The organism is Vibrio sp. 10N.222.51.C5 (assembly GCF_041474575.1).
GTDB classification, from domain to species: Bacteria; Pseudomonadota; Gammaproteobacteria; order Enterobacterales; family Vibrionaceae; genus Vibrio; species Vibrio crassostreae_C.
Map to the genome: position 1 here is coordinate 25616 of NZ_JBFRUJ010000037.1, position 21067 is coordinate 46682.

Genomic DNA, 21067 nt, shown 5'->3' on the forward strand with positions numbered 1-21067 from the left:
TTCACTCTAACCTTAATTATTCTTAACATCTAAAGAGAACATCTCTAATTTCCACTGCTTAGAGCTTCTCTGCAGAGTGACGTATTCTGGATCTATGTTCTTAACTCGGTACCCTCTGATCGTTTCCCCTTGTCCGAGAATCTGACCATTCATAATCGCATAGCAAGGCGTATCTCCCTTACACACGATGCTTTCTAAAGAAGGCAAGCGATAACGAGTTGGTGCTTTCTTAGCAGGCGCCGTTTTCTGTTGAGGTGAAAGCCAGCCTAATGGCGCCGTGGGATCTTGCTCAGCCCACACAAAAGAGCTACTAAATAGCAAGGACAACAAAAGAGTTCTAACCACCGATAAACTCCTGTCTAGTACCTAATGTGTAAACCTCGAACACCAGTCGAGCTTTAGGATATTCTTCTACTGAGTATTCAAATGTGCGCCAGTAGTAACTCACAGGTAGAGACTCAAGTGCTTGAAGGTAAGCTGAGATATCAAAGTAACTGCCGGTTAGCTCCATTCTTACAGGGTGAAGAAAGTAGCCTGAATATTCGCTGGTCTCTTTATTGTTCGAAATCGCTTCTGGTTTTAATGACTCTAGCGATTCAAGCTTTAGTCCATTACCGGCGTTAAGAACGCTCTCCAGTAACTGCGACATTTGAGAAGGTGTGATTAATCCATCAACAATCTGAGAAAGCTGAAGAGAGAGATCTTGGCTCTCCACCAGCAGCTTTTTGTACTCTCGATTAATTTCTTTGTCTGGGTCTTTGTTTAACTGAGCTTGCAGAACAAGTAACTCACCTTGCTGCCTTTGATTCGATTGAGTCAGGCTGCTCGCCTTGGCATTTTTAGCTTGTAGATCGAGATACGCAGGCTCAACCAATAAGGTGAACAACAACATCGATAGGCCAACAAAACCACACACAAAAAGTAGCCATTTTTCTCTTTGACTTAATGCAAGAAACTTATCGCTCAGCTGGTTCCACTGCTGCATTATTTACTCTCCCGACGAGTACTTAGCTCAAACGTCACCACATCCTGATCATTACGGCCAATTTTTAGTTTTTCAAAACTGCGTCCGACTAAATTAAGCTCACTTTTAAACTGACCAATCCAGTTCGGAACGACATTTGCGTTACGAGCCAAGCCACTAAGATCTAAAGTATCGTGGGTCATGTAGATGTGCGAAAGAGAAATGTCATTTCGGCCTAATTTAGCTAAGGAATTCATGACGCCAGAATACCCGACTTGTTGGGATTCGTCGTATTGTCCAACAGCCTTCAAAGCCTCTTTTTTAGCCTCAGTCTCACGTTTGAGACGCGCAACCGCCGCGACTTTCTCTGGAGACGGTTTATGCTGAGTTAACTTACTATTCAATTGGTTAACTTGCTTGTTAAGTTGATTCGAGTCTTGTTGCAGGGCTGTTAGCTCTTTATCTAGATTAGAAACTTGATACTGCATTGCGAAGTAACCACCAAGCATCAAAACACAAATTACTCCCCAGCTCGCAACAACATTGGTCAGCGTAAAATATTCTTTTTTAGGCTTAAGGTGTTCAGGGTAAAGATTGACCTTAAACGTCTCTTTTTCAGCTGCAAGTTTAAGCAACAAACTCTCTGAATTATCACGCTCACCTTCAACCAACAGTGAAACTGTCGAGCTCAATGTACTGTTTAAGGCACTTTGTAACTCTGCTTCATCTTCTTCGTCACAACAGATTTTAAGCTGGTGAAGCTGGGTGCCTTTAATTTGAGAAGAAAGGTAATCAATCGAGCGTTGAAGCTCTAAAGCGAGGCCATCTAACTGCAGAGCACTTGACGCAACACCCGTTAAAGGTGGCACAACACTGCGGATGGTTCTTTGAAAACAAACGGTATTTTCGACAAACGCACCCAATTTAAAGTGTGAATTGACGCTACGTTGTAAAAGAATGAAATTAGACAGTTCGCCTGCACTGTAACCCCAGATTTCATCTTCAGGAGCAACACCTATTAATTCAACCTGAGCCGAATTAGTGATATTCAAAAGCTTGTCCAACAGCTTTTTAGGCAGGACATATACTTGCAGCTTGTTCGACGTTGGTAACGCGACCGCACTCGCAGTAATTTCCGTGACTCTTTCTGAAACAAGATCTTTGAGTAAAAAAGGCAGTGCTACCGACCATTCACTCTCTGGAATGTCCGGTTTATCAATTTGGTAGGTTTGGTAGTAGTTAGCACAGACAATCAGTTGGACGCTATTACTGGTAAACGCCTCACTGCTAAGCGATTTTTTTAGCGCACTCTCCCAGTCCCCATTAACCACGGGAATGCTGGCTACTTGAGGATCTTGTTCTGTCGATGAAATATAAATGGCGTCATTGCCCAGCAAGACAACTTGCGAGCTACCTTTATTATTCGTTGGCTTTATTTTGTCTAAAATCGCTTTAAAATTCATTCTTAACTACTACTCTTACGCCATCGATTTCTTCGTCCAACTTTGACAACAGATTCCGCTTTCGCGGCTTTTTCTGCTTGATTAGGCAAAGGGATAATTTGTTGTTCTTCGTCGAAATATCTCCCTTGATAGCCGTTAATGCCTAACTCTATCAAGGTATTCTTTTCTTGTTTTGTCTCGACTCCAACGGCAATAACTTGAGTTGGAGAATCACCACACGCCCCAATTAAGCTGCGAACAAACAGTTGGTTCTCATGCCTTTGATCGATTTTCTTTATTAGGCTTCGATGAAGCTTAATATAACTAACCTTCAAATCCTTTATATAGTGAGTGCTAACAATGGTTCGCCCAGCTTGGCCAACCACAACTTTACACCCTAAACCTCGCAACATCTTTGCCACCGGTCTCATATAATCAAGATGAGCAATCAAGTGCCCTTCTGAAAATTCAAACGCAAGCTGAGAGCGGTGTTGAGCAGAGAGCTGTAACAACTCACTCCTAAACCACTTAAAGTGCTGTTTATTAGCAAACGGGGTAACATTCAGATTCACTGAATAGTTGATAGGTTGAGTTGATTCTTTCAACGATTTCAACACAACCTTTAGAACCGATTGGTCCATTTGAGCTTGATAACCCACTTGCTCTACCGCAGGCATAAATCGAGACGATTTCAATAAACCTTTGTCAGGATCCTGAATTCTAGTAAATATTTCTCTATGCAATTCATTAACTTGACCAGATTCCGGCATAAGATAACACCGCTGAGCAAAGATTACTAAATTTTCAGGAAGCAGCGCTTTATCAAGTAATGTTCTCCAACGAACACTGCCTCTATCAAGCTCATTCTTATTCTCTTTCGGGTAACGGCTCCAGTTATTAATACGCTCTAACTGAGCACTCTTTAGTGCCGTTTCCGTTTCATCCATGATCTGGCTATGACGCTCACCTTCTGTATACATGGTCACACCAATATGACACCAGTTATCCGACTCTAAAGGCTCTGGCGGAGTTAGCTTATCTAACTGCCTTAAACACTGAGCAGCCAAGGTCGCAATATCTTTTGCGCCCTGATGAGGGATAAATACAGCAAAGTCCGCTTCGTAATAGCGAGAAAAAATGACATCGGGATAGCGTTGAACGATATTCGACAGTACTTCACCGACTTCAATAATAAAGCCGTCTGTGGTTTGCTTATCGTTAGCATCACTAACTTGCTCCCATTCGTCGATACGTATCAGTAACACACCGCCTCGAGCACCACTTTCATGCAGTGCCGATTCCAGCTTATTATCGAATAAAACTCGGTTTGCCGTTCCCGTGAGTTTATCTAGGAAAGTATGGGTACGAATAAAGGTATCAAAGCGACTTCGTTCTTGACGAGCATCTTGTAGCTCTTCAATCAATACATCTAAGGCTTCGCTTGCGGTATAAGGCCACTCTCGCTCATCTCCCTTTGCATGAGCTTCAACCTGACCGGCCAAGATCATTCTTCCTCGCTCTTCCAAGATTTCAGAACCCATGAGTTGTTCTTTCAACCAACGAACACCGCGAGCAAGACAGAACAGAACCAATGCGACAGCCAAAGTAATTGACCACATCGCTTCCATTGAGTAGTTGTAGCCAATATAAGGAGGAAGTGCTTTAAATTCGATTCGGTAGCCTTCATTACGCTCTAAAATGAAGCTTTTCTCATAAAGACGATTGGGATCAATTTGTGGGGAGGTATCTTTGAAACGATAAACGATGCCGGTCTTGTTCGAGAGTTTCATCTCAACAATATTGCTCGCCTGCAACATCTTAGGCATCCAACGCTGCATTGAATACGCGGCGTCAGGGTCTTCCATCTCTTTATCTACAACGTCGACAATGCCAACCAAATAATGGTCTAAATATTCCTGTCCAATACGCTTAAAGGAAAGTGTGCCACCAATAAAAAGAATGAACATCGCGCTGATCACTATCACGGTGACAAATGCGACCAATCGAGTGCTCAATTTTAGTGTCGGGGTATATCTCATGAATAACGAAATCCTTTTCAACTCACATTATACCGTATTGCTACTTATACTATAAATTGACGTTGTAAATAAAGCGTTAAGAATTGTAGGTAACAAAAAGCCGCGATGAACGCGGCTTTTTCCAATTTAATACTGTCTTTATAATATATTAAAAACAGGGATCTAAAATGGGATGTCATCATCAAAATCCATTGGCGGCTCATTATATTGAGGTTGAGCCTGCTGAGGAGCTTGTTGAGGTGCTTTTGGCTGCTGTTGAGCGGGAGCACTGTATTGTTGTTGCTGTTGTTGTGGCTGCTGTGGCTGACCCCAACCACCTTGCTGTTGGTTGTTACCCATGCCACCTTGAGCAGGAGCACCACCTTGAGCACGGCCGCCAAGCATTTGCATTACACCATTGAAGCCTTGAACAACCACTTCAGTTGTGTAGCGATCTTGACCGCTTTGATCTTGCCATTTACGAGTTTGAAGTTGACCTTCAATGTAAACTTGAGAACCTTTACGTAGGTACTCACCAGCAACTTCCGCAAGCTTGCCAAACAGAGCAACACGGTGCCATTCTGTTTTTTCACGCTGCTCGCCAGTTGCTTTATCACGCCATGACTCTGACGTTGCAATGGTAATGTTCGCTACTGCGCCGCCATTTGGCATGTAACGAATTTCAGGGTCATTACCTAGGTTACCCACTAATATAACTTTGTTAACTCCACGGCTAGCCATGATTTGCTCCGTCTAAATTCATAGTCTCAGAAAATTTTAGCGCACAAGAATAGCATGCTTTTCTGCAGTGATAAATCGCATTCCTATTCTCTCCTCACTACAAAGAATAAAAACGTAACAAATCATGATATTCAGAGCGATGTTGCTTTTTTCTCCACTTACAAACCACTCATTTACTTTGATAATTGATATTCAACGCAAGTCACTATCAAGGCGCTAGAGAAGCTAAAGCCTGCATGACAACGTGGAATCTAATCCCACTCAAACAGGACGTTTCAATGAGAAAATCAAGATACGCTCGCACTTTACACTTTCTGTGCATCGACCCAAACGATACCTATCTACATGTAAAAGAGATAGAAAAGCATTTATCTATTGTTCTCTACAAAATGACACCCGACGAATTAATGCTAGTTGATAGAAAGCGGAGTAACCGGATCTTGCTCGTCGATTACAGAGAGGTACCACAACTACTGATTATTTGTCCTAACCTGACTGTTATGTGGAAAAATCACGAAATCATTTTATTCAATGTCCCCCAGCAACTTCCAACCTCAGAGCTTCTTACCTATGGGGTACTAAAAGGACTCTTTTACAACACTGAACAAAAGGACAAGATTGCTCGTGGTCTTCAAGAAGTCATTGATGGCGATAACTGGCTGCCAAGGAAGGTAACCAATCAACTGTTGTTTTATTATCGCAATATGGTCAATACCAACACCACACCAACCAATGTTGATTTAACCATTCGTGAGATCCAGGTGATTCGCTGTCTTCAATCCGGGTCTTCAAACACACAAATCGCCGATGACTTGTTTATTAGTGAGTTCACGGTTAAATCTCACCTCTATCAAATATTCCGTAAGCTTGCGGTAAAAAATAGAGTTCAAGCGATAGCATGGGCAAACCAGAACCTGCTTGCATAATCGACCCACCTCTTAGTCTGACGATAATTTTGAGGGAAGCTCTAGTAAACCATGGCTATTGTTGCTGAATTTTCGACATAACTTATGCTAGAGTTGCCCTCAGAAATATCAACCACTCAGGTTGAATCAATAATTATTATAGATAAAGGGTCTTATCATGATCAAAAAGTGCCTTTTCCCGGCAGCTGGCTACGGTACACGTTTTTTACCTGCAACCAAGTCAATGCCTAAAGAAATGATGCCTGTAGTAAACAAGCCTCTGATTGAATACGGTGTAGAGGAAGCTATCGAAGCTGGTATGGATGGAATGTGCATCGTTACTGGACGTGGTAAGCACTCGATCATGGATCACTTTGATAAAAACTACGAGCTTGAGCACCAGATTAGCGGCACCAATAAAGAAGACCTATTGGTTAATATCCGTGAAACGATTGAAGCGGCAAACTTCACCTACATTCGTCAACGTGAGATGAAAGGCCTTGGCCATGCTATTTTAACGGGTCGCGAACTTGTAGGCGATGAACCGTTCGCAGTAGTACTTGCTGATGACCTTTGTGTGAACGAGCAACAAGGCGTGCTAGCTCAGATGGTTGCGCTATACAAACAGTTCCGCTGTTCTATTGTTGCTGTACAAGAAGTTCCAGAAGAAGAGACTCACAAGTACGGTGTTATCTCTGGCGAAATGATCAAAGATGACCTTTTCCGAGTTGATGACATGGTAGAGAAGCCAGAGCAAGGTACAGCACCAAGCAACCTAGCGATCATTGGTCGTTATATTCTGACTCCAGATATCTTTGAATTAATCGAGCAGACAGAACCAGGTAAAGGCGGCGAAATCCAGATCACTGATGCATTGCTAAAACAGGCAAAAGCAGGCTGTGTATTGGCTTACAAATTTAAAGGCCAACGTTTTGACTGTGGTAGTGTTGAAGGCTATATCGAAGCAACAAACTACTGCTTCGAAAACCTATACAAGAAAGACCAGCAGCAAATCGAGCTAGGTAAACACTCGACCAAGAAAGAAGCATAACGACTGGTTAATCACTAACGTTACTGATTTTAGAAAGGGCGACTCTTTGAGTCGCCCTTTTTGTTTACTGTTTTTTTATCCAGTAAAACTTTGCACAAATCTCACTCTATGTAATACTTTAGCCACTTAAAATTACATGGTCTATTGAGATGGATAAAATAGAAATTAGAGGCGCTCGTACGCATAACCTCAAAGACGTCAACCTAACCATTCCACGTGACAAACTGACTGTCATCACCGGATTATCGGGTTCAGGAAAGTCGTCACTTGCGTTTGACACACTCTACGCAGAAGGTCAGCGTCGTTATGTTGAATCTCTGTCTGCTTACGCTCGTCAATTTCTATCTCTTATGGAAAAGCCTGATGTCGACCATATTGAAGGTCTATCTCCAGCTATCTCAATAGAACAAAAATCGACTTCACATAACCCTCGCTCAACCGTCGGTACCATTACCGAAGTCTATGATTACCTCAGATTATTGTATGCGCGAGTAGGCGAACCTCGCTGTCCAGACCACAACATCCCTCTAGCAGCACAAACCATCAGTCAAATGGTCGATAAGGTCTTAGAACTGCCTGAAGGCTCAAAGATGATGTTGATGGCACCGATTGTCAAAGAGCGCAAAGGTGAGCATGTTAAAACACTGGAAAACTTAGCTGCGCAAGGCTTTATCCGAGCCCGAATTGATGGTGAAACCTGTGATCTATCCGATCCACCAGCACTTGAACTTCATAAGAAGCACACCATTGAAGTTGTGGTAGACAGATTCAAGGTTCGTCCTGATCTTCAACAGCGTTTAGCCGAGTCATTCGAGACCACATTAGAGCTCTCTGGCGGTATCGCTGTCGTCGGCTGGATGGACGAAACGGATCAAGAAGAGATCGTATTCTCTGCTAACTTCGCTTGTCCTAAATGTGGTTACAGCATGCAAGAGCTTGAGCCTCGCCTGTTCTCATTTAATAACCCGGCAGGAGCATGTGGTACGTGTGATGGTCTTGGTGTTCAACAGTATTTTGATCCAAGCCGAGTGATTTTAGATGAGAACCTAAGCATTGCTGAAGGTGCGATAAAAGGTTGGGATCAAAAGAACTACTACTATTTCCAAATGCTAACGTCGCTGTCAGAACATTATGGTTTTGATCTGTATGCGCCATTTAATTCTCTACCGAAAAAGACTCAAGAGATCATTCTAAAAGGATCAGGTCGTACTGAAGTGGAATTCAAGTACATCAATGACCGAGGTGATATTCGGGTTAAGCGTCATCCATTTGAGGGCATTTTAAATACCTTGGAGCGCCGTTACCGTGATACTGAATCGAGCGCAGTGCGTGAAGATCTTGCTAAATACATCTCAACCAAATCGTGCTCTAGCTGTGATGGCACTCGCCTGAGATTAGAAGCTCGTAATGTTTTCATTGGTGATACAACACTTCCGGAAATCGTTGAACTTAGCATTGCTGACGCACTACAATTTTTCCAAGAATTGAAGCTAGACGGTCAACGTGGGCAGATCGCAGATAAAGTGATGAAAGAGATCAATGATCGTCTGCATTTCTTAGTCAACGTTGGTTTGAACTACCTTAACCTATCACGCAGTGCTGAAACGCTGTCTGGTGGTGAGGCGCAACGTATTCGTTTGGCGAGCCAAATCGGTGCCGGTTTAGTTGGCGTTATGTATGTACTTGATGAGCCATCAATTGGTCTCCACCAGCGCGATAATGAACGTCTATTGCAAACCTTAATTCACCTGAGAGACTTAGGTAATACGGTACTTGTTGTGGAACATGACGAAGATGCAATTCGTTGTGCTGACCATGTTATCGATATCGGTCCAGGAGCAGGGGTGCACGGTGGTCACGTGGTGGCAGAAGGTACCATGCAAGACATCATCGAAAACCCGAACTCTTTGACAGGCCAATACCTGAGCGGTGCTAAAGAAATTGCAGTGCCTGAAAAGAGAACGCCTATCGACAAGAAAAAGGTCGTCGAGATCGTTGGCGCAACGGGGAACAACCTAAAGAATGTGACCGCGACAATTCCTGTTGGCTTGTTCAGTTGTATTACGGGCGTATCAGGTTCGGGTAAATCAACGCTTATCAACGATACCTTCTTTAAAGTCGCCCACACTCAATTAAACGGTGCCACGACTGCAGTTCCAGCAAAGCACAAAAAGATTAAAGGGTTAGAACATTTTGATAAGGTAATCGACATAGATCAAAGCCCTATCGGTCGTACACCAAGATCAAACCCTGCGACCTACACAGGGATTTTCACCCCTATTCGTGAACTATTCGCGGGCACTCAGGAATCACGTTCTCGTGGTTACAAGCCAGGTCGATTCAGCTTTAACGTTCGTGGTGGTCGTTGTGAGGCTTGTCAGGGAGACGGCGTAATCAAGGTAGAGATGCACTTCTTACCCGATGTGTATGTGCCTTGTGATGTGTGTAAAGGTAAGCGCTATAACCGTGAGACTCTAGAGGTCCGCTACAAAGGTAAAACCATTGACGAAGTTCTAGAGATGACTGTGGAAGATGCTCGTGAATACTTCAACCCGGTACCTGTTATCGCTCGTAAACTGCAAACTTTAATGGACGTTGGCCTCTCTTACATTCGCTTAGGGCAAGCAGCTACAACCTTATCTGGTGGTGAAGCTCAGCGTGTTAAATTAGCGCGTGAACTGTCTAAACGAGACACGGGAAAAACCTTATACATTCTCGATGAGCCAACAACAGGCCTTCATTTCCACGATATCCAGCAGCTACTGACGGTATTACATAGACTGCGTGATCACGGTAATACAGTTGTCGTGATTGAGCACAACCTAGATGTCGTTAAAACAGCAGACTGGATCCTAGATCTTGGCCCAGAAGGTGGGCAAGGTGGTGGTGAGATTGTTGCAGAGGGTACACCTGAAGATGTGGCGTTAGTCGAAGGTTCACACACTGCTCGCTTCCTTAAGCCTATGTTAAATTTGAAGTAGGTGTAAAATAGCGCCCTGCGGGCAGACAGAAAAATGTTAAAGTAACAGAGCTTGTTTCAGAAGGAACAAGCTCTGTTTTTATAAGGTTAGGGATTTATGGCAACAATACACACTAGCGGTACTCAGCTAGAAAATCAGATCACTCAGCTACCACTCAACAAAGCATTTCTGGCTTCTTTAGCTGTTGTATTCTTGTTAGCTATGCATTTTTTTATGCCGAATCCTGGTGGTTCGGGCCTTGCTCTATCCTTTAACCCTACCACTTGGCTAGCGCTAAGCTTCACGCTAGCGATTGGCTTTTACCAACTCGCGACCAATCGAGTACTCAAGTATTCCAAATTAACAATTGGCTTGTTGATTAGCTGCATCATACTCACGCTACCCATTTTATACAGCAATGCTGCACCTCAAGGAGCGTCAGGACGCTTGCTTGGATTGTGGGCGGGCTTTGCCTTATTTGTGGTGCTGCAGCAATTTAAGTTCAGCAATAAACACAAGCAACGTATGTTGTGGTTCATTGTACTTGCTGTTGTTATACAAGCACTATTTGGCTATGTGCAATATTTCTTATTAGAACCTGGCAACCTATTTGGCTACAACACTTCTGCAAACCGACCATATGGGATATTTCAACAACCGAATGTAATGGCAAGCTTTCTTGCTACTGGTTTTGTGCTGTCCGCTTACCTTTTAGCAAGGCAGCCGGCTAAATATAACCATAAGATCAGCGAATCATTCCTACTGTATTTAACTCCAACCTTAACCGTGCCCTTGCTGATCATCATTGCATCACGTACCGGATGGTTGGCCGCTGTCATTGGGTTTATCTGCATTCTGCCCTATCTATACAAGTTCTCGACCAAGAAACGCTTCTACGGATGGTGCGCATCAGTGCTCGTCGGTGTCGTCGTCGCTTTTTCGGTGATCAGCCTAAGTGCGACTGATAGCCTCGCTAGCAAGAAAGCGAACCTAGAAAGCCCGCGCGCTTATACGTTCCCGCAAGCTTTAGATATGATGATCGAAAAGCCATTTACAGGTTATGGTTACGGGAAATTTGAGTCTGAATACACGCTATATACAGCTCGCCAACATCAACTCAACTCGAACTATCATCCAGGTCTTCCTTCAATGGATCACCCGCACAATGAGTTCCTGTTTTGGGGAGTTGAAGGGGGGATTGTACCAATCATCGGAATCTTGATTGCTGCAATATTGGTGATGTCACGCATAACAAGTTCAGCAAAGGGAACACGTCTAGCCCTGCTCGCGTTATTTATCCCAATCCTTTTGCACTCTCAACTTGAGTATCCTTTTTACCACTCGGCGATTCACTGGATAACATTCATTATATTGATTTACTGGGTAGATCAGCGCTCTTCCCGACATTATCAACAGTCGTTCAGTATCATCAGCAAGACCCTATTTAGAGTGTTGAGCTTAGTGCTCCCTATTTTGGTCAGTTTTTATATGTTGAGCGCCCTGCACACCAACTATGTACTGACTAAGTTTGAACTGTCTAAGCCGAAAAATCCGGACATTCTTAAGCAGGTAACGAACCCAGTGGTGTGGAAAGATCGCTACGATTGGGATATATACAGCACTTACCTTAATATCGGCCTCTACAAAGCCGACCCGAGCCTTATACAGCCTTACATCGATTGGTCACTGGAGATCATTAAGAGCAAACCAAGACCGGCTTTCTACAGCAATCTGATTCTGGCGTATCAAGGCCTAGGAGAAGAAAGTAAAGCAGAGCAAATTCGTAGCGAAGCGAACTTTTTATTCCCTAACAGAGACTTTTCAAAGGTTCAGTATAAGAAAGTGTCACAAGCAGAAGATAACGTTTCGTCTGCAGAATAATGTTAAGAATTCGCAACGCAAGCTTCACTTAGTAGGCAGTAGGAGCTTGGGGTAGATACAAAAAAGCGCACGATCTCTCGTGCGCTTTTCTTTTTAATTTCAGTTCATGCAGCTACTTCAAAACATCTTTTAGCGCTTTTAGGCACAACGCGACATTCTCTTTACGAGCACCGTAACCCATTAGGCCGATACGCCATGCCTTACCAGCCAAAGAGCCAAGCCCAGCACCGATTTCAAGATTATATTCTTCTAAAAGCTGCGTTCTGATCTTAGCCTCATCAATTCCTTCTGGGAAATAAAGTGCATTAAGCTGCGGCAGGCGGCTCTCTTCATCAACCACAAACTTTAACCCTAGAGCTTCTACGCCTTCTTTAAGCTCTTGGTGCATCGCATGATGACGAGACCACGCATTATCTAAGCCTTCATTTTTCAACAAAACCAGCGACTCATGCAGAGCATAAAGGCTGTTCACGGGTGCGGTATGGTGGTAGCTACGCTTACCTTCTCCACTCCAGTAACCTAATACTAAACTTTGATCCAAAAACCAGCTTTGCACTGGTGCTTTACGGGCTTTCATTTTATCAACCGCACGCTGAGAGAAAGTCACTGGAGATAGCCCTGGCACACAAGACAGACACTTTTGGCTGCCAGAATAAACCGCATCAAGCTGCCACTCATCAACCAGCAATGGCACACCACCTAATGATGTCACTGCATCAACAATCGTTAACGCATCAAACTGACGAGCGACAGCAGAGATAGCTTGAGCATCAGATAACGCTCCGGTTGATGTCTCTGCATGCACAAATGCAACAGCAACGGCATCGGGGTTTTCTGCCAATGCTTGTTCTACCTTTTCAACTGAAACGGGCTTGCCCCATTCGTCATCAACAAGGATGGCTTCGCCACCACAACGCACCACGTTTTCTCGCATACGCTCACCGAAGACACCGTTACGACAAACAATCACCTTTTCACCAGGCTCAATCAAGTTAACAAAACAGGTCTCCATACCCGCACTGCCCGGTGCAGAAACGGCAATCGTAAATTCGTTTTCAGTCTGAAAAGCGTATTTAAGAAGCTGTTTAAGCTCGTCCATCATCGCAATAAACAGCGGATCTAAGTGACCTATGGTTGGACGGCTCAAAGCCTGTAACACTTGAGGTGAGATATCTGAAGGACCAGGTCCCATTAACGTTCGGTGTGGTGGATAAAAGCTATCGATAGCAGTAGTGAGTGGTAAATTAGACATGTACATCCCTTACGTTAATGTTGTGAACAATCCACCCTAAAGCAAATTGATTACCTCAGCAATTAGCCATAAGTATTGAGGTCAAACCACTGTCACATAATTGTTAAAATTATTTTTCAATTATCTCAAGTTACGGATTGACATTGTTACCACAAAAACGTTCAATGAAACGGCTATCTAGCAGAAGAGGAGCACTGCCCAGGCAGATGTTTTGTGGAACCGCATTTCCAATACAAAACATTTATGGGGAGCAGTGCCGAGATAATAAAAGGATGCAGGACCTTTATTATCGGTTGAGCGGGCTGAATCCCGTCAACTGTCGCCATTTCTATATGGTGAAGAGCTTCTGAGGTTACTATTCTAATAATTCCTCTCTTTTTGCTCTAAAACTCTCTTCGAAAAACATCGGACGTTGGATTACCCAACCGTAATTTTATTTTAGGAAGTCGTGGGAGATATATCGTGAGTGCATCTAATGTAGCTGGTTCTTTTAATGTCGCTAAGTTTGGTGGAACAAGTGTTGCCAACTTTGAAGCAATGAGCCGTTGTGCTGCCATTATTGAAAACAACTCAAACACGAAACTGGTCGTGAGTAGTGCATGCTCTGGTGTCACTAACTTGCTGGTTGAACTAGCACATGGTGTTCAAGACAAAGCTCGTCGTCAGGAACTAATGGCGCAATTAGCGGACATTCACAACGCAATTCTTGACCAACTCGCAGATCCAATCAGCATCGAAAAAGAAGTCCACAGCATTCTTGATGACATTGCGAGCGCTGCAGAGGCCGCATCATTCCAAACAAGTACTAAACTGACGGATCACCTTGTCGCATGTGGCGAGTTGATGTCGACACACATCTTGGCTCAGATCATCTCTGAACGAGGCACTCCTGCTGTTCGCTTTGATATCAGAGATGTGATGCGTACTAATGATGATTTTGGTAAAGCCGAACCTCAACTAGAAGATATTGCCGCTCTAGCGCAACAGAAACTTATTCCACTTTGCCAACAACAAGTTGTCGTTACACAAGGTTTTATCGGTGCTGATAGCGAAGGCAACACCACGACTTTAGGCCGCGGTGGCAGTGATTACTCAGCAGCATTGATTGCCGAATCTGTAAAGGCGATTGGTCTAGAAATCTGGACGGATGTTCCGGGTATTTACACCACTGACCCTCGTATTGCACCTAAAGCTTCTCCTATCCCAGAGATCAGCTTTAGTGAAGCATCGGAAATGGCAAACTTTGGTGCGAAGATCTTGCATCCATCGACTCTAGTACCTGCATTACGCCACCAAATACCGGTATTTGTCGGCTCTTCTAAAGCGCCAGAGTTAGGTGGTACTTGGATTCGTCAAGAAGTTGAGAGCTCTCCTCTATTTAGAGCGCTTGCCCTACGCTGCAACCAAACCATGGTTACGCTACGTAGCGCTAATATGTTCCATGCCTATGGCTTTTTGGCAAAGGTATTCGAGATCCTTGCTAAACATAAGATCTCGGTCGATCTTATCACCACTTCAGAGATCAGTGTTTCACTAACACTCGATCAAACGGATACCTCTGGTGGTGCCCCTGAGTTACCTGAAGCCGCTCGCATTGAGCTTGAGGAGCTGTGTTCTGTAGATATTGAACACGACCTATGCCTTGTTGCTCTTATTGGTAACAACATGAGTGAAAGCAAAGGCTATGCAAAGCAGGTCTTCGGCACTCTTGAAGACTTCAACCTACGCATGATTTGTTACGGTGCAAGCCCACACAACCTGTGCTTCTTACTAAATGAATCTGTTTCTAAGTTGGCGATTCAAAAACTGCACCAAGAATTATTTGAATAGAAAGTCCGTTTATCATCGACAGATAAATCACAAATACAAAAAGGGTTGCTATTCAGCAACCCTTTCTCTTTTTACTTTACGAATCAAAGCTCATCATAGATTCAAACTAGTTAATGTTAGGACCTAACCACTTCTCGGCTTCTAACATATCCCAACCTTTGCGGTCAGCATAGCTATCCACTTGATCCTGTTGAATCTGTGCAATAGCAAAGTATCTAGCATCAGGGTGTGAGAAATACATACCAGACACTGAGGCACCAGGCCACATCGCGTAGCTTGTCGTTAATGACATATCGATTGCCTTTTCAACGTCCATCAGCTCCCACAACGTACCTTTCTCTGTATGCTCTGGGCAAGCAGGGTAACCTGGAGCTGGACGAATACCTTGGTATTTCTCTCGAATCAAATCGTCGTTAGACAAATTCTCATCTGGCGAGTAACCCCAAATATCCTTTCTCACTTCTTTATGCAGATATTCCGCGAACGCCTCAGCCAATCGGTCAGCAACCGCCTGAATCATAATCGCGTTGTAGTCATCGCCTTTCGCTTTGTATTCATCAGCCAGCTCTCGCTCACCAATACCACCCGTAACCGCAAAGCCACCAATCCAATCCGCTTTACCGCTTTCTTTTGGCGCAATGTAATCAGACAAACAGTAGTTAAAGCCTTTTGGTTTCTCTGTTTGTTGACGAAGATTGTGTAGAACTTTTAGAACTTCGGTACGAGATTCATCGGTATACACCTCAATATCATCACCAACACTGTTCGCTGGGAACATGGCACACATACCACGCGCTTCAAGCAGCTTCTCTTTCTCTATGCGATCCAGTAAATCATTAGCATCTTTGAATAAACGTTTTGCCTCTTCACCCACTTCTTCATGATCAAGGATTGCAGGGTATTTACCAACCAATGACCATGTCATAAAGAATGGAGTCCAATCGATGTACTGACGCAAAGTTGCCACATCAAAATCATTGAAGATGTGAACTCCCGGCTTAGCGGGTGCCGGTGGCGTATACGCATCCCAATCGATAGCAACTTTATTGGCACGAGCTCTTTCAAGCGTGACAGGCTTGGTACGAGGCTTCTTACGATTGTGCTGATTTCGAACGCGATCGTAATCGATATCCAGCTTCTCAACGAAAGCGGGTTTCAATTCATCAGAAAGTAGTGAAGTACAAACACCCACTGCACGCGAGGCATTATTTACGTATACAACAGGTTCTGAATAATTCTGCTCAATCTTAACTGCTGTGTGAGCTTTAGATGTGGTTGCGCCGCCAATCAGAAGAGGCAGCTTGAAACCCTGTCTCTCCATTTCTTTAGCAACATGTACCATTTCATCAAGAGACGGTGTAATCAGCCCAGACAGGCCAATAATGTCGACATTCTCTTCTTTCGCTACCTTGAGAATCTTCTCGCAAGAAACCATCACACCTAAGTCGATAATTTCGTAGTTATTACACTGTAAAACCACACCAACGATATTTTTACCGATATCGTGAACGTCACCTTTAACGGTCGCTAACAAAATCTTACCGTTAGTTGCGCCTACTTCTTTGGATGCATTAATGAATGGTTCTAAATGGGCAACCGCCTGTTTCATCACACGCGCAGACTTTACAACCTGTGGTAAGAACATCTTACCTTCACCAAACAGGTCACCAACAACGTTCATTCCGTCCATTAGAGGACCTTCAATCACTTCAATAGGACGAGAGGCATTAACACGAGCTTCTTCGGTATCTTCAACAATAAAGTCGGTGATACCTTTTACCAAAGAGTGCTCCAAACGCTTCTCTACAGGCCAAGTTCGCCACTCTAATGCAGATTTATCTTCAACCTTACCAACAGCACGCTCTAGGTATTCAGTCGCCATATCCAGCAATCTTTCAGTCGAATCATCACGACGGTTTAGTACGACATCTTCAACAGCATCACGCAGATCTTCTGGAACATTATCGTAAATTTCCAACTGACCAGCGTTTACAATGCCCATATCCATACCGTTTTTAAAACAGTGATATAGGAATACCGCGTGAATAGCCTCACGGACGTAGTTATTACCACGGAATGAGAATGAAACATTCGACACACCGCCAGAGATCATCGCATGCGGGAGATCGCGTTTGATGTCTCCTACTGCTTCAATGAAATCAACCGCATAGTTATTATGCTCATCGATACCAGTAGCCACTGCGAAAATATTCGGGTCAAAAATAATATCTTCTGGTGGGAAACCGACTTCATCAACAAGAATGTTGTAGGCATTGGTACAGATTTCGACTTTACGCTCTCGAGTATCAGCCTGCCCGACTTCATCAAACGCCATCACGATGACAGCAGCACCATAACGACGAACTAATTTGGCTTGCTCAACAAACTTCTCTTTGCCTTCTTTTAGAGAGATTGAGTTAACGATGCCTTTGCCTTGAATACACTTTAGGCCAGCTTCGATAACTTCCCACTTAGAAGAATCGACCATAACAGGTACTTTCGAGATTTCAGGTTCTGAAGCACATAGATTCAGGAATTTAACCATACACGCCTCGGCGTCTAGCATCCCTTCATCCATGTTGATATCGATAATCTGAGCGCCATTTTCGACTTGCTCGCGAGCAACACTCAATGCTTCGTCGTAAAGCTCTTCTTTGATCAAACGCTTGAAACGCGCAGAACCAGTGACATTGGTCCGCTCACCTACATTCACGAACAAAGATTCTTTAGCTATCGTCAGTGGCTCTAGTCCCGAAAGACGACAAGAAACTGGTAAGTCTGGCAATTGACGCGGCGTTACACCTTCAACGGCCTCAGCCATTTGACGGATATGCTCTGGAGTAGTACCACAACACCCACCAATTAGGTTCAAGAAGCCACTTTCAGCCCACTCTTTAACATGTTCAGCCATATCCTCAGGAGAAAGGTCATACTCACCAAATGCATTAGGCAAACCCGCATTAGGGTGAGCAGAAACATTGCACTCTGAGATACGAGACATCTCACCGACATACTCACGCAGTTCATCAGGGCCCAATGCACAGTTCAATCCAAATGAGATTGGTTTTACATGACGAAGGGCGTTGTAGAATGCTTCTGTCGTCTGTCCTGAAAGGGTACGACCTGATGCGTCAGTGATGGTACCGGAAATCATCACTGGAAGAGCAATACCCACCTCTTCAAAAACAGATTCAACGGCAAAGGCACACGCTTTCGCGTTTAACGTATCAAAGATAGTTTCAATAAGAATTAAATCTGAACCGCCCTTAATGAGCGCGCGAGTCGATTCAGAATAGGCTTCAACCAGTTCGTCAAAGCTAACATTACGGTAACCTGGATCGTTTACATCAGGCGAGATAGAACAAGTTCGGTTGGTTGGACCTAATACACCCGCGACGAAGCGAGGTTTATCTGGGGTCTTTGCAGTCCATTCATCAGCTGCTTCACGAGCAAGCTTGGCAGCAGCAAAGTTAATCTCTTCACTAAGGCTTTCCATATCATAGTCGGCCATAGCGATGGTTGTAGCGTTAAAGGTATTGGTTTCGAGGATGTCAGCCCCAGCTTCCAAATACTCCATATGGATATCTTTGATAAGTTTAGGCTGTGTAAGAACTAAAAGGTCATTGTTGCCCTTCAAGTCACTGTGCCAATCAGCAAAGCGTTCACCACGATAGTCTTGCTCTTCCAATTTATAATCCTGAATCATGGTGCCCATGCCACCATCAATCAGTAAAATTCGTTGCTTCAACAGAGCGTCAATCTTTTGCCTTACATTACTTCCCACGGTACAACCTCATTCCTTTAATTATCCCTCCATCCTATCACACATTAAAAAGGAGTCTAGACGTCTAAAAAAGGAAATTGATTACTGAGTCATGACAAAAAAATGTTTGCTATTTGAGCATGAGACAACGAAAATTCATATTCATACTTTGTTACATGTTGGAATCCCAATGTCGGTCTATTACACCTTATGCTTCTTGTCCGCTGCAGCCATGCTTATTGCTTTCGTGAATACAAAAATTGGTAAAATGCAGACAACCATCGCCATCACAGCTGGCTCAATGATGTTATCTCTATTGATTATCATTGCGGGACAAAATAATTGGTTCCAATTGGCAGACATTGCCTCAGAGACCGTTGCCAGTATCAATTTTGAAGATTTCCTTCTAAAAGGGATATTAGGATTCTTACTATTTGCAGGCGGTTTGGGAATCAAATTACCAAACCTAAAAGACCAGAAATGGGAAATAACAGTACTCGCGTTAGGTGCTACGCTGTTTTCAACATTCTTTATCGGTTTTGTGCTGTACGGGTTTTGCCAGTTCATCGGTATTCAATTTGATCTGATTTACTGCCTACTCTTTGGCTCGCTAATCTCTCCAACCGATCCCATCGCCGTGCTAGCAATAGTAAAGAAACTCGACGCTCCCAGAAGAATCTCTACTCAAATCGAGGGAGAATCTCTATTCAACGATGGTTTTGGCTTAGTTATCTTCGTAACCCTATTTACTATCGCATTCGGCACAGAAGCGCCAACCGTCGGTAGTGTGACCATGCTATTCGTTCAAGAGGCGATTGGCGGCATTGTCTATGGTTTTGTTTTAGGTCTTGTATTCCACTACCTAATCAGCAATACCGATGACCACTCGATGGAGTTGCTATTAACCATCGGCATCCCAACTGCTGGTTATGCGTTTGCTGAAGTTCTACATGTATCAGGCCCATTAGCGATGGTGGTATCAGGTATCATGATTGGTAACTGGACTCGCTTTATCGGATTCTCGAAAGAGAGTGAAGATCACCTAGATCATTTCTGGGAGTTGATAGATGAATTCTTAAACGGCGTATTATTCCTACTAATTGGTATGTCGATGCTGTTATTCAAATTCCACCAAGAAGACTGGATCTTAATGGCGTTCGCAGTCCCTCTAGTATTGAGTGCACGTTACTTGAGTGTTTTCTTGTCTTACATCGGATTTAAACGCTTTAGAACTTACAACCCGTGGTCGATTAAGATTCTAACTTGGGGTGGCTTACGCGGTGGCTTAGCATTAGCCATGGCACTTTCGATCCCTTCAGGTATCTGGGTAATTGAAGACAAAGCAATAGATGTAAAAGAGATAATCCTTGTCATGACATACGCCGTTGTTGTGTTCTCTATTCTAGTTCAAGGCTCAACAATCACTCCTATGATAGAGAAAGCAAAACAAGCAGAGAAAGAGCTAGATTAACACCTAGATAGATCAACCAAAGCCGCCTACTTTAGGTGGCCTTTTTTATACCCAATGAAAGTCAAACTCACCAATTCCCATACTGGAGCTATCGCTGAAAGATATGCGTGGAACATAGAGCTCATATCGATATTTGATACCGCTAATATTTGAGTAATCGAAAGCCTTAATGTGGGTGGACAGAACTCTTTAAGGAGCTTAAGTCATACAGAGAATTAGTTCTTCTGCCCACTCGCTAGTCTACCCAATAACCCACTCTCAAGTTATATAAGCTTCAATCGAAAGGCTTCACCTTTCACCTGGAAACAAAAATAACGGGACTCAACGTCTCGCTAGAATAGCGTTAGTTATTAACAGGACTACGGAGCTAGATGAGTGGTGAACAGAAAGCTTTAGCTTTGAACTAAGTCATTAAATACAGCAAGGCTGCACTAAATCAGTGTTCGATAGAGATAGCTAAAGGAACACATGGTACTTCAAGTGATACTTGTAAAAATGACAGGAATAAAAAGCGCTAGCATTTCTGCCGAGACGTGCAGACTAGAGTCTTAAATATGGCAAGGCTGGAATGAGTAGGCACTCCGGAGATTCGAGCACGCAGGTGAGCTAGGAGCGCCTAGTTATCCCAACATTACTTCGTAGAAGCAGCAGATACAAAAAAGCCCCAGTATTTCTGCTGAGGCTTAGTATATGGAAAGGTTGGAGGTTTAGACTCCCAACACGCGCTGTTTTGGTAAGTAGGAGAATCCGCGGCTTTGCTAATGGCGTATATTATACCAATCCGGAAAA

General features: G+C 43.7%; 13 protein-coding genes and 1 riboswitch. Of the genes, 6 read left to right on the forward strand and 7 right to left on the reverse strand.

The genetic code is table 11. The features are described from left to right. Nucleotides 1–12: 12 nt before the first annotated feature. From AB4558_RS12325 to AB4558_RS12345, 5 genes are all read right to left on the reverse strand, one after another. A complete protein-coding gene (locus AB4558_RS12325) occupies nucleotides 13–345 on the reverse strand; it encodes a hypothetical protein (protein ID WP_017061346.1) in 333 nt (110 codons plus the stop codon). Continuing rightward, nucleotides 338–985: a type 4a pilus biogenesis protein PilO gene (pilO, locus tag AB4558_RS12330; RefSeq protein WP_017061345.1), complete on the reverse strand. Its 648-nt coding sequence runs from the start codon at nucleotides 983–985 to the stop codon at nucleotides 338–340. Before pilO ends, AB4558_RS12325 begins: the two co-directional genes overlap by 8 nt. Then, the gene (locus tag AB4558_RS12335; protein ID WP_372073145.1) at nucleotides 985–2427 is read right to left on the reverse strand and encodes an MSHA biogenesis protein MshI; all 1443 of its coding nucleotides are present in this window, start codon (nucleotides 2425–2427) and stop codon (nucleotides 985–987) included. The genes pilO and AB4558_RS12335 overlap by 1 nt, the downstream gene beginning before the upstream one ends. A 2-nt stretch (nucleotides 2428–2429) precedes the next feature. After that, on the reverse strand, nucleotides 2430–4445 hold the full coding sequence (gene csrD / locus AB4558_RS12340) for an RNase E specificity factor CsrD (RefSeq protein WP_017065935.1): 2016 nt from the start codon (nucleotides 4443–4445) through the stop codon (nucleotides 2430–2432). Between the two features lie 162 nt (nucleotides 4446–4607). Beyond that, the gene (locus AB4558_RS12345; protein WP_017061342.1) at nucleotides 4608–5165 is read right to left on the reverse strand and encodes a single-stranded DNA-binding protein; all 558 of its coding nucleotides are present in this window, start codon (nucleotides 5163–5165) and stop codon (nucleotides 4608–4610) included. A 278-nt stretch (nucleotides 5166–5443) separates the two neighbouring features. Between AB4558_RS12345 and AB4558_RS12350 the strand changes: the two genes are divergently transcribed. The 4 genes from AB4558_RS12350 (at nucleotide 5444) to AB4558_RS12365 (ending at nucleotide 11962) form a co-directional block, all read left to right on the forward strand. Next, nucleotides 5444–6091, forward strand: coding sequence for a LuxR C-terminal-related transcriptional regulator (locus tag AB4558_RS12350; RefSeq protein ID WP_029235092.1), 648 nt, complete (start codon nucleotides 5444–5446; stop codon nucleotides 6089–6091). 157 nt (nucleotides 6092–6248) lie between these two features. Beyond that, nucleotides 6249–7121 carry a UTP--glucose-1-phosphate uridylyltransferase GalU gene (gene galU, locus AB4558_RS12355; RefSeq protein WP_017061340.1) on the forward strand — a complete coding sequence of 291 codons (873 nt, stop codon included), beginning with the start codon at nucleotides 6249–6251 and terminating at the stop codon, nucleotides 7119–7121. A 149-nt stretch (nucleotides 7122–7270) separates the two neighbouring features. Beyond that, nucleotides 7271–10102, forward strand: coding sequence for an excinuclease ABC subunit UvrA (gene uvrA / locus AB4558_RS12360; RefSeq protein WP_017061339.1), 2832 nt, complete (start codon nucleotides 7271–7273; stop codon nucleotides 10100–10102). Nucleotides 10103–10198: 96 nt separating this feature from the next. Further along, entirely contained in the window at nucleotides 10199–11962 is a 1764-nt protein-coding gene (locus tag AB4558_RS12365) for a PglL family O-oligosaccharyltransferase (RefSeq protein WP_372072813.1), read from the forward strand. A gap of 112 nt (nucleotides 11963–12074) precedes the next feature. Here AB4558_RS12365 and AB4558_RS12370 read toward each other — a convergent pair whose 3' ends face one another. After that, nucleotides 12075–13214 carry an alanine--glyoxylate aminotransferase family protein gene (locus AB4558_RS12370; protein WP_017061337.1) on the reverse strand — a complete coding sequence of 380 codons (1140 nt, stop codon included), beginning with the start codon at nucleotides 13212–13214 and terminating at the stop codon, nucleotides 12075–12077. Nucleotides 13215–13390: 176 nt separating this feature from the next. Continuing rightward, nucleotides 13391–13568, forward strand: a riboswitch (Lysine riboswitch). Between the two features lie 108 nt (nucleotides 13569–13676). Between AB4558_RS12370 and lysC the strand changes: the two genes are divergently transcribed. Beyond that, a complete protein-coding gene (gene lysC, locus AB4558_RS12375) occupies nucleotides 13677–15044 on the forward strand; it encodes a lysine-sensitive aspartokinase 3 (RefSeq protein WP_372072816.1) in 1368 nt (455 codons plus the stop codon). Nucleotides 15045–15150: 106 nt separating this feature from the next. Here the strand turns inward: lysC and metH are convergent, their stop codons facing one another. Beyond that, a complete protein-coding gene (metH, locus tag AB4558_RS12380) occupies nucleotides 15151–18828 on the reverse strand; it encodes a methionine synthase (RefSeq protein ID WP_372158844.1) in 3678 nt (1225 codons plus the stop codon). A gap of 169 nt (nucleotides 18829–18997) precedes the next feature. Here metH and AB4558_RS12385 point away from each other — a divergent pair, with 169 nt between their 5' ends. Beyond that, complete coding sequence (locus AB4558_RS12385) at nucleotides 18998–20278, forward strand: sodium:proton antiporter (protein ID WP_017061334.1); 1281 nt, start codon at nucleotides 18998–19000, stop codon at nucleotides 20276–20278. Nucleotides 20279–21067 lie beyond the last annotated feature (789 nt).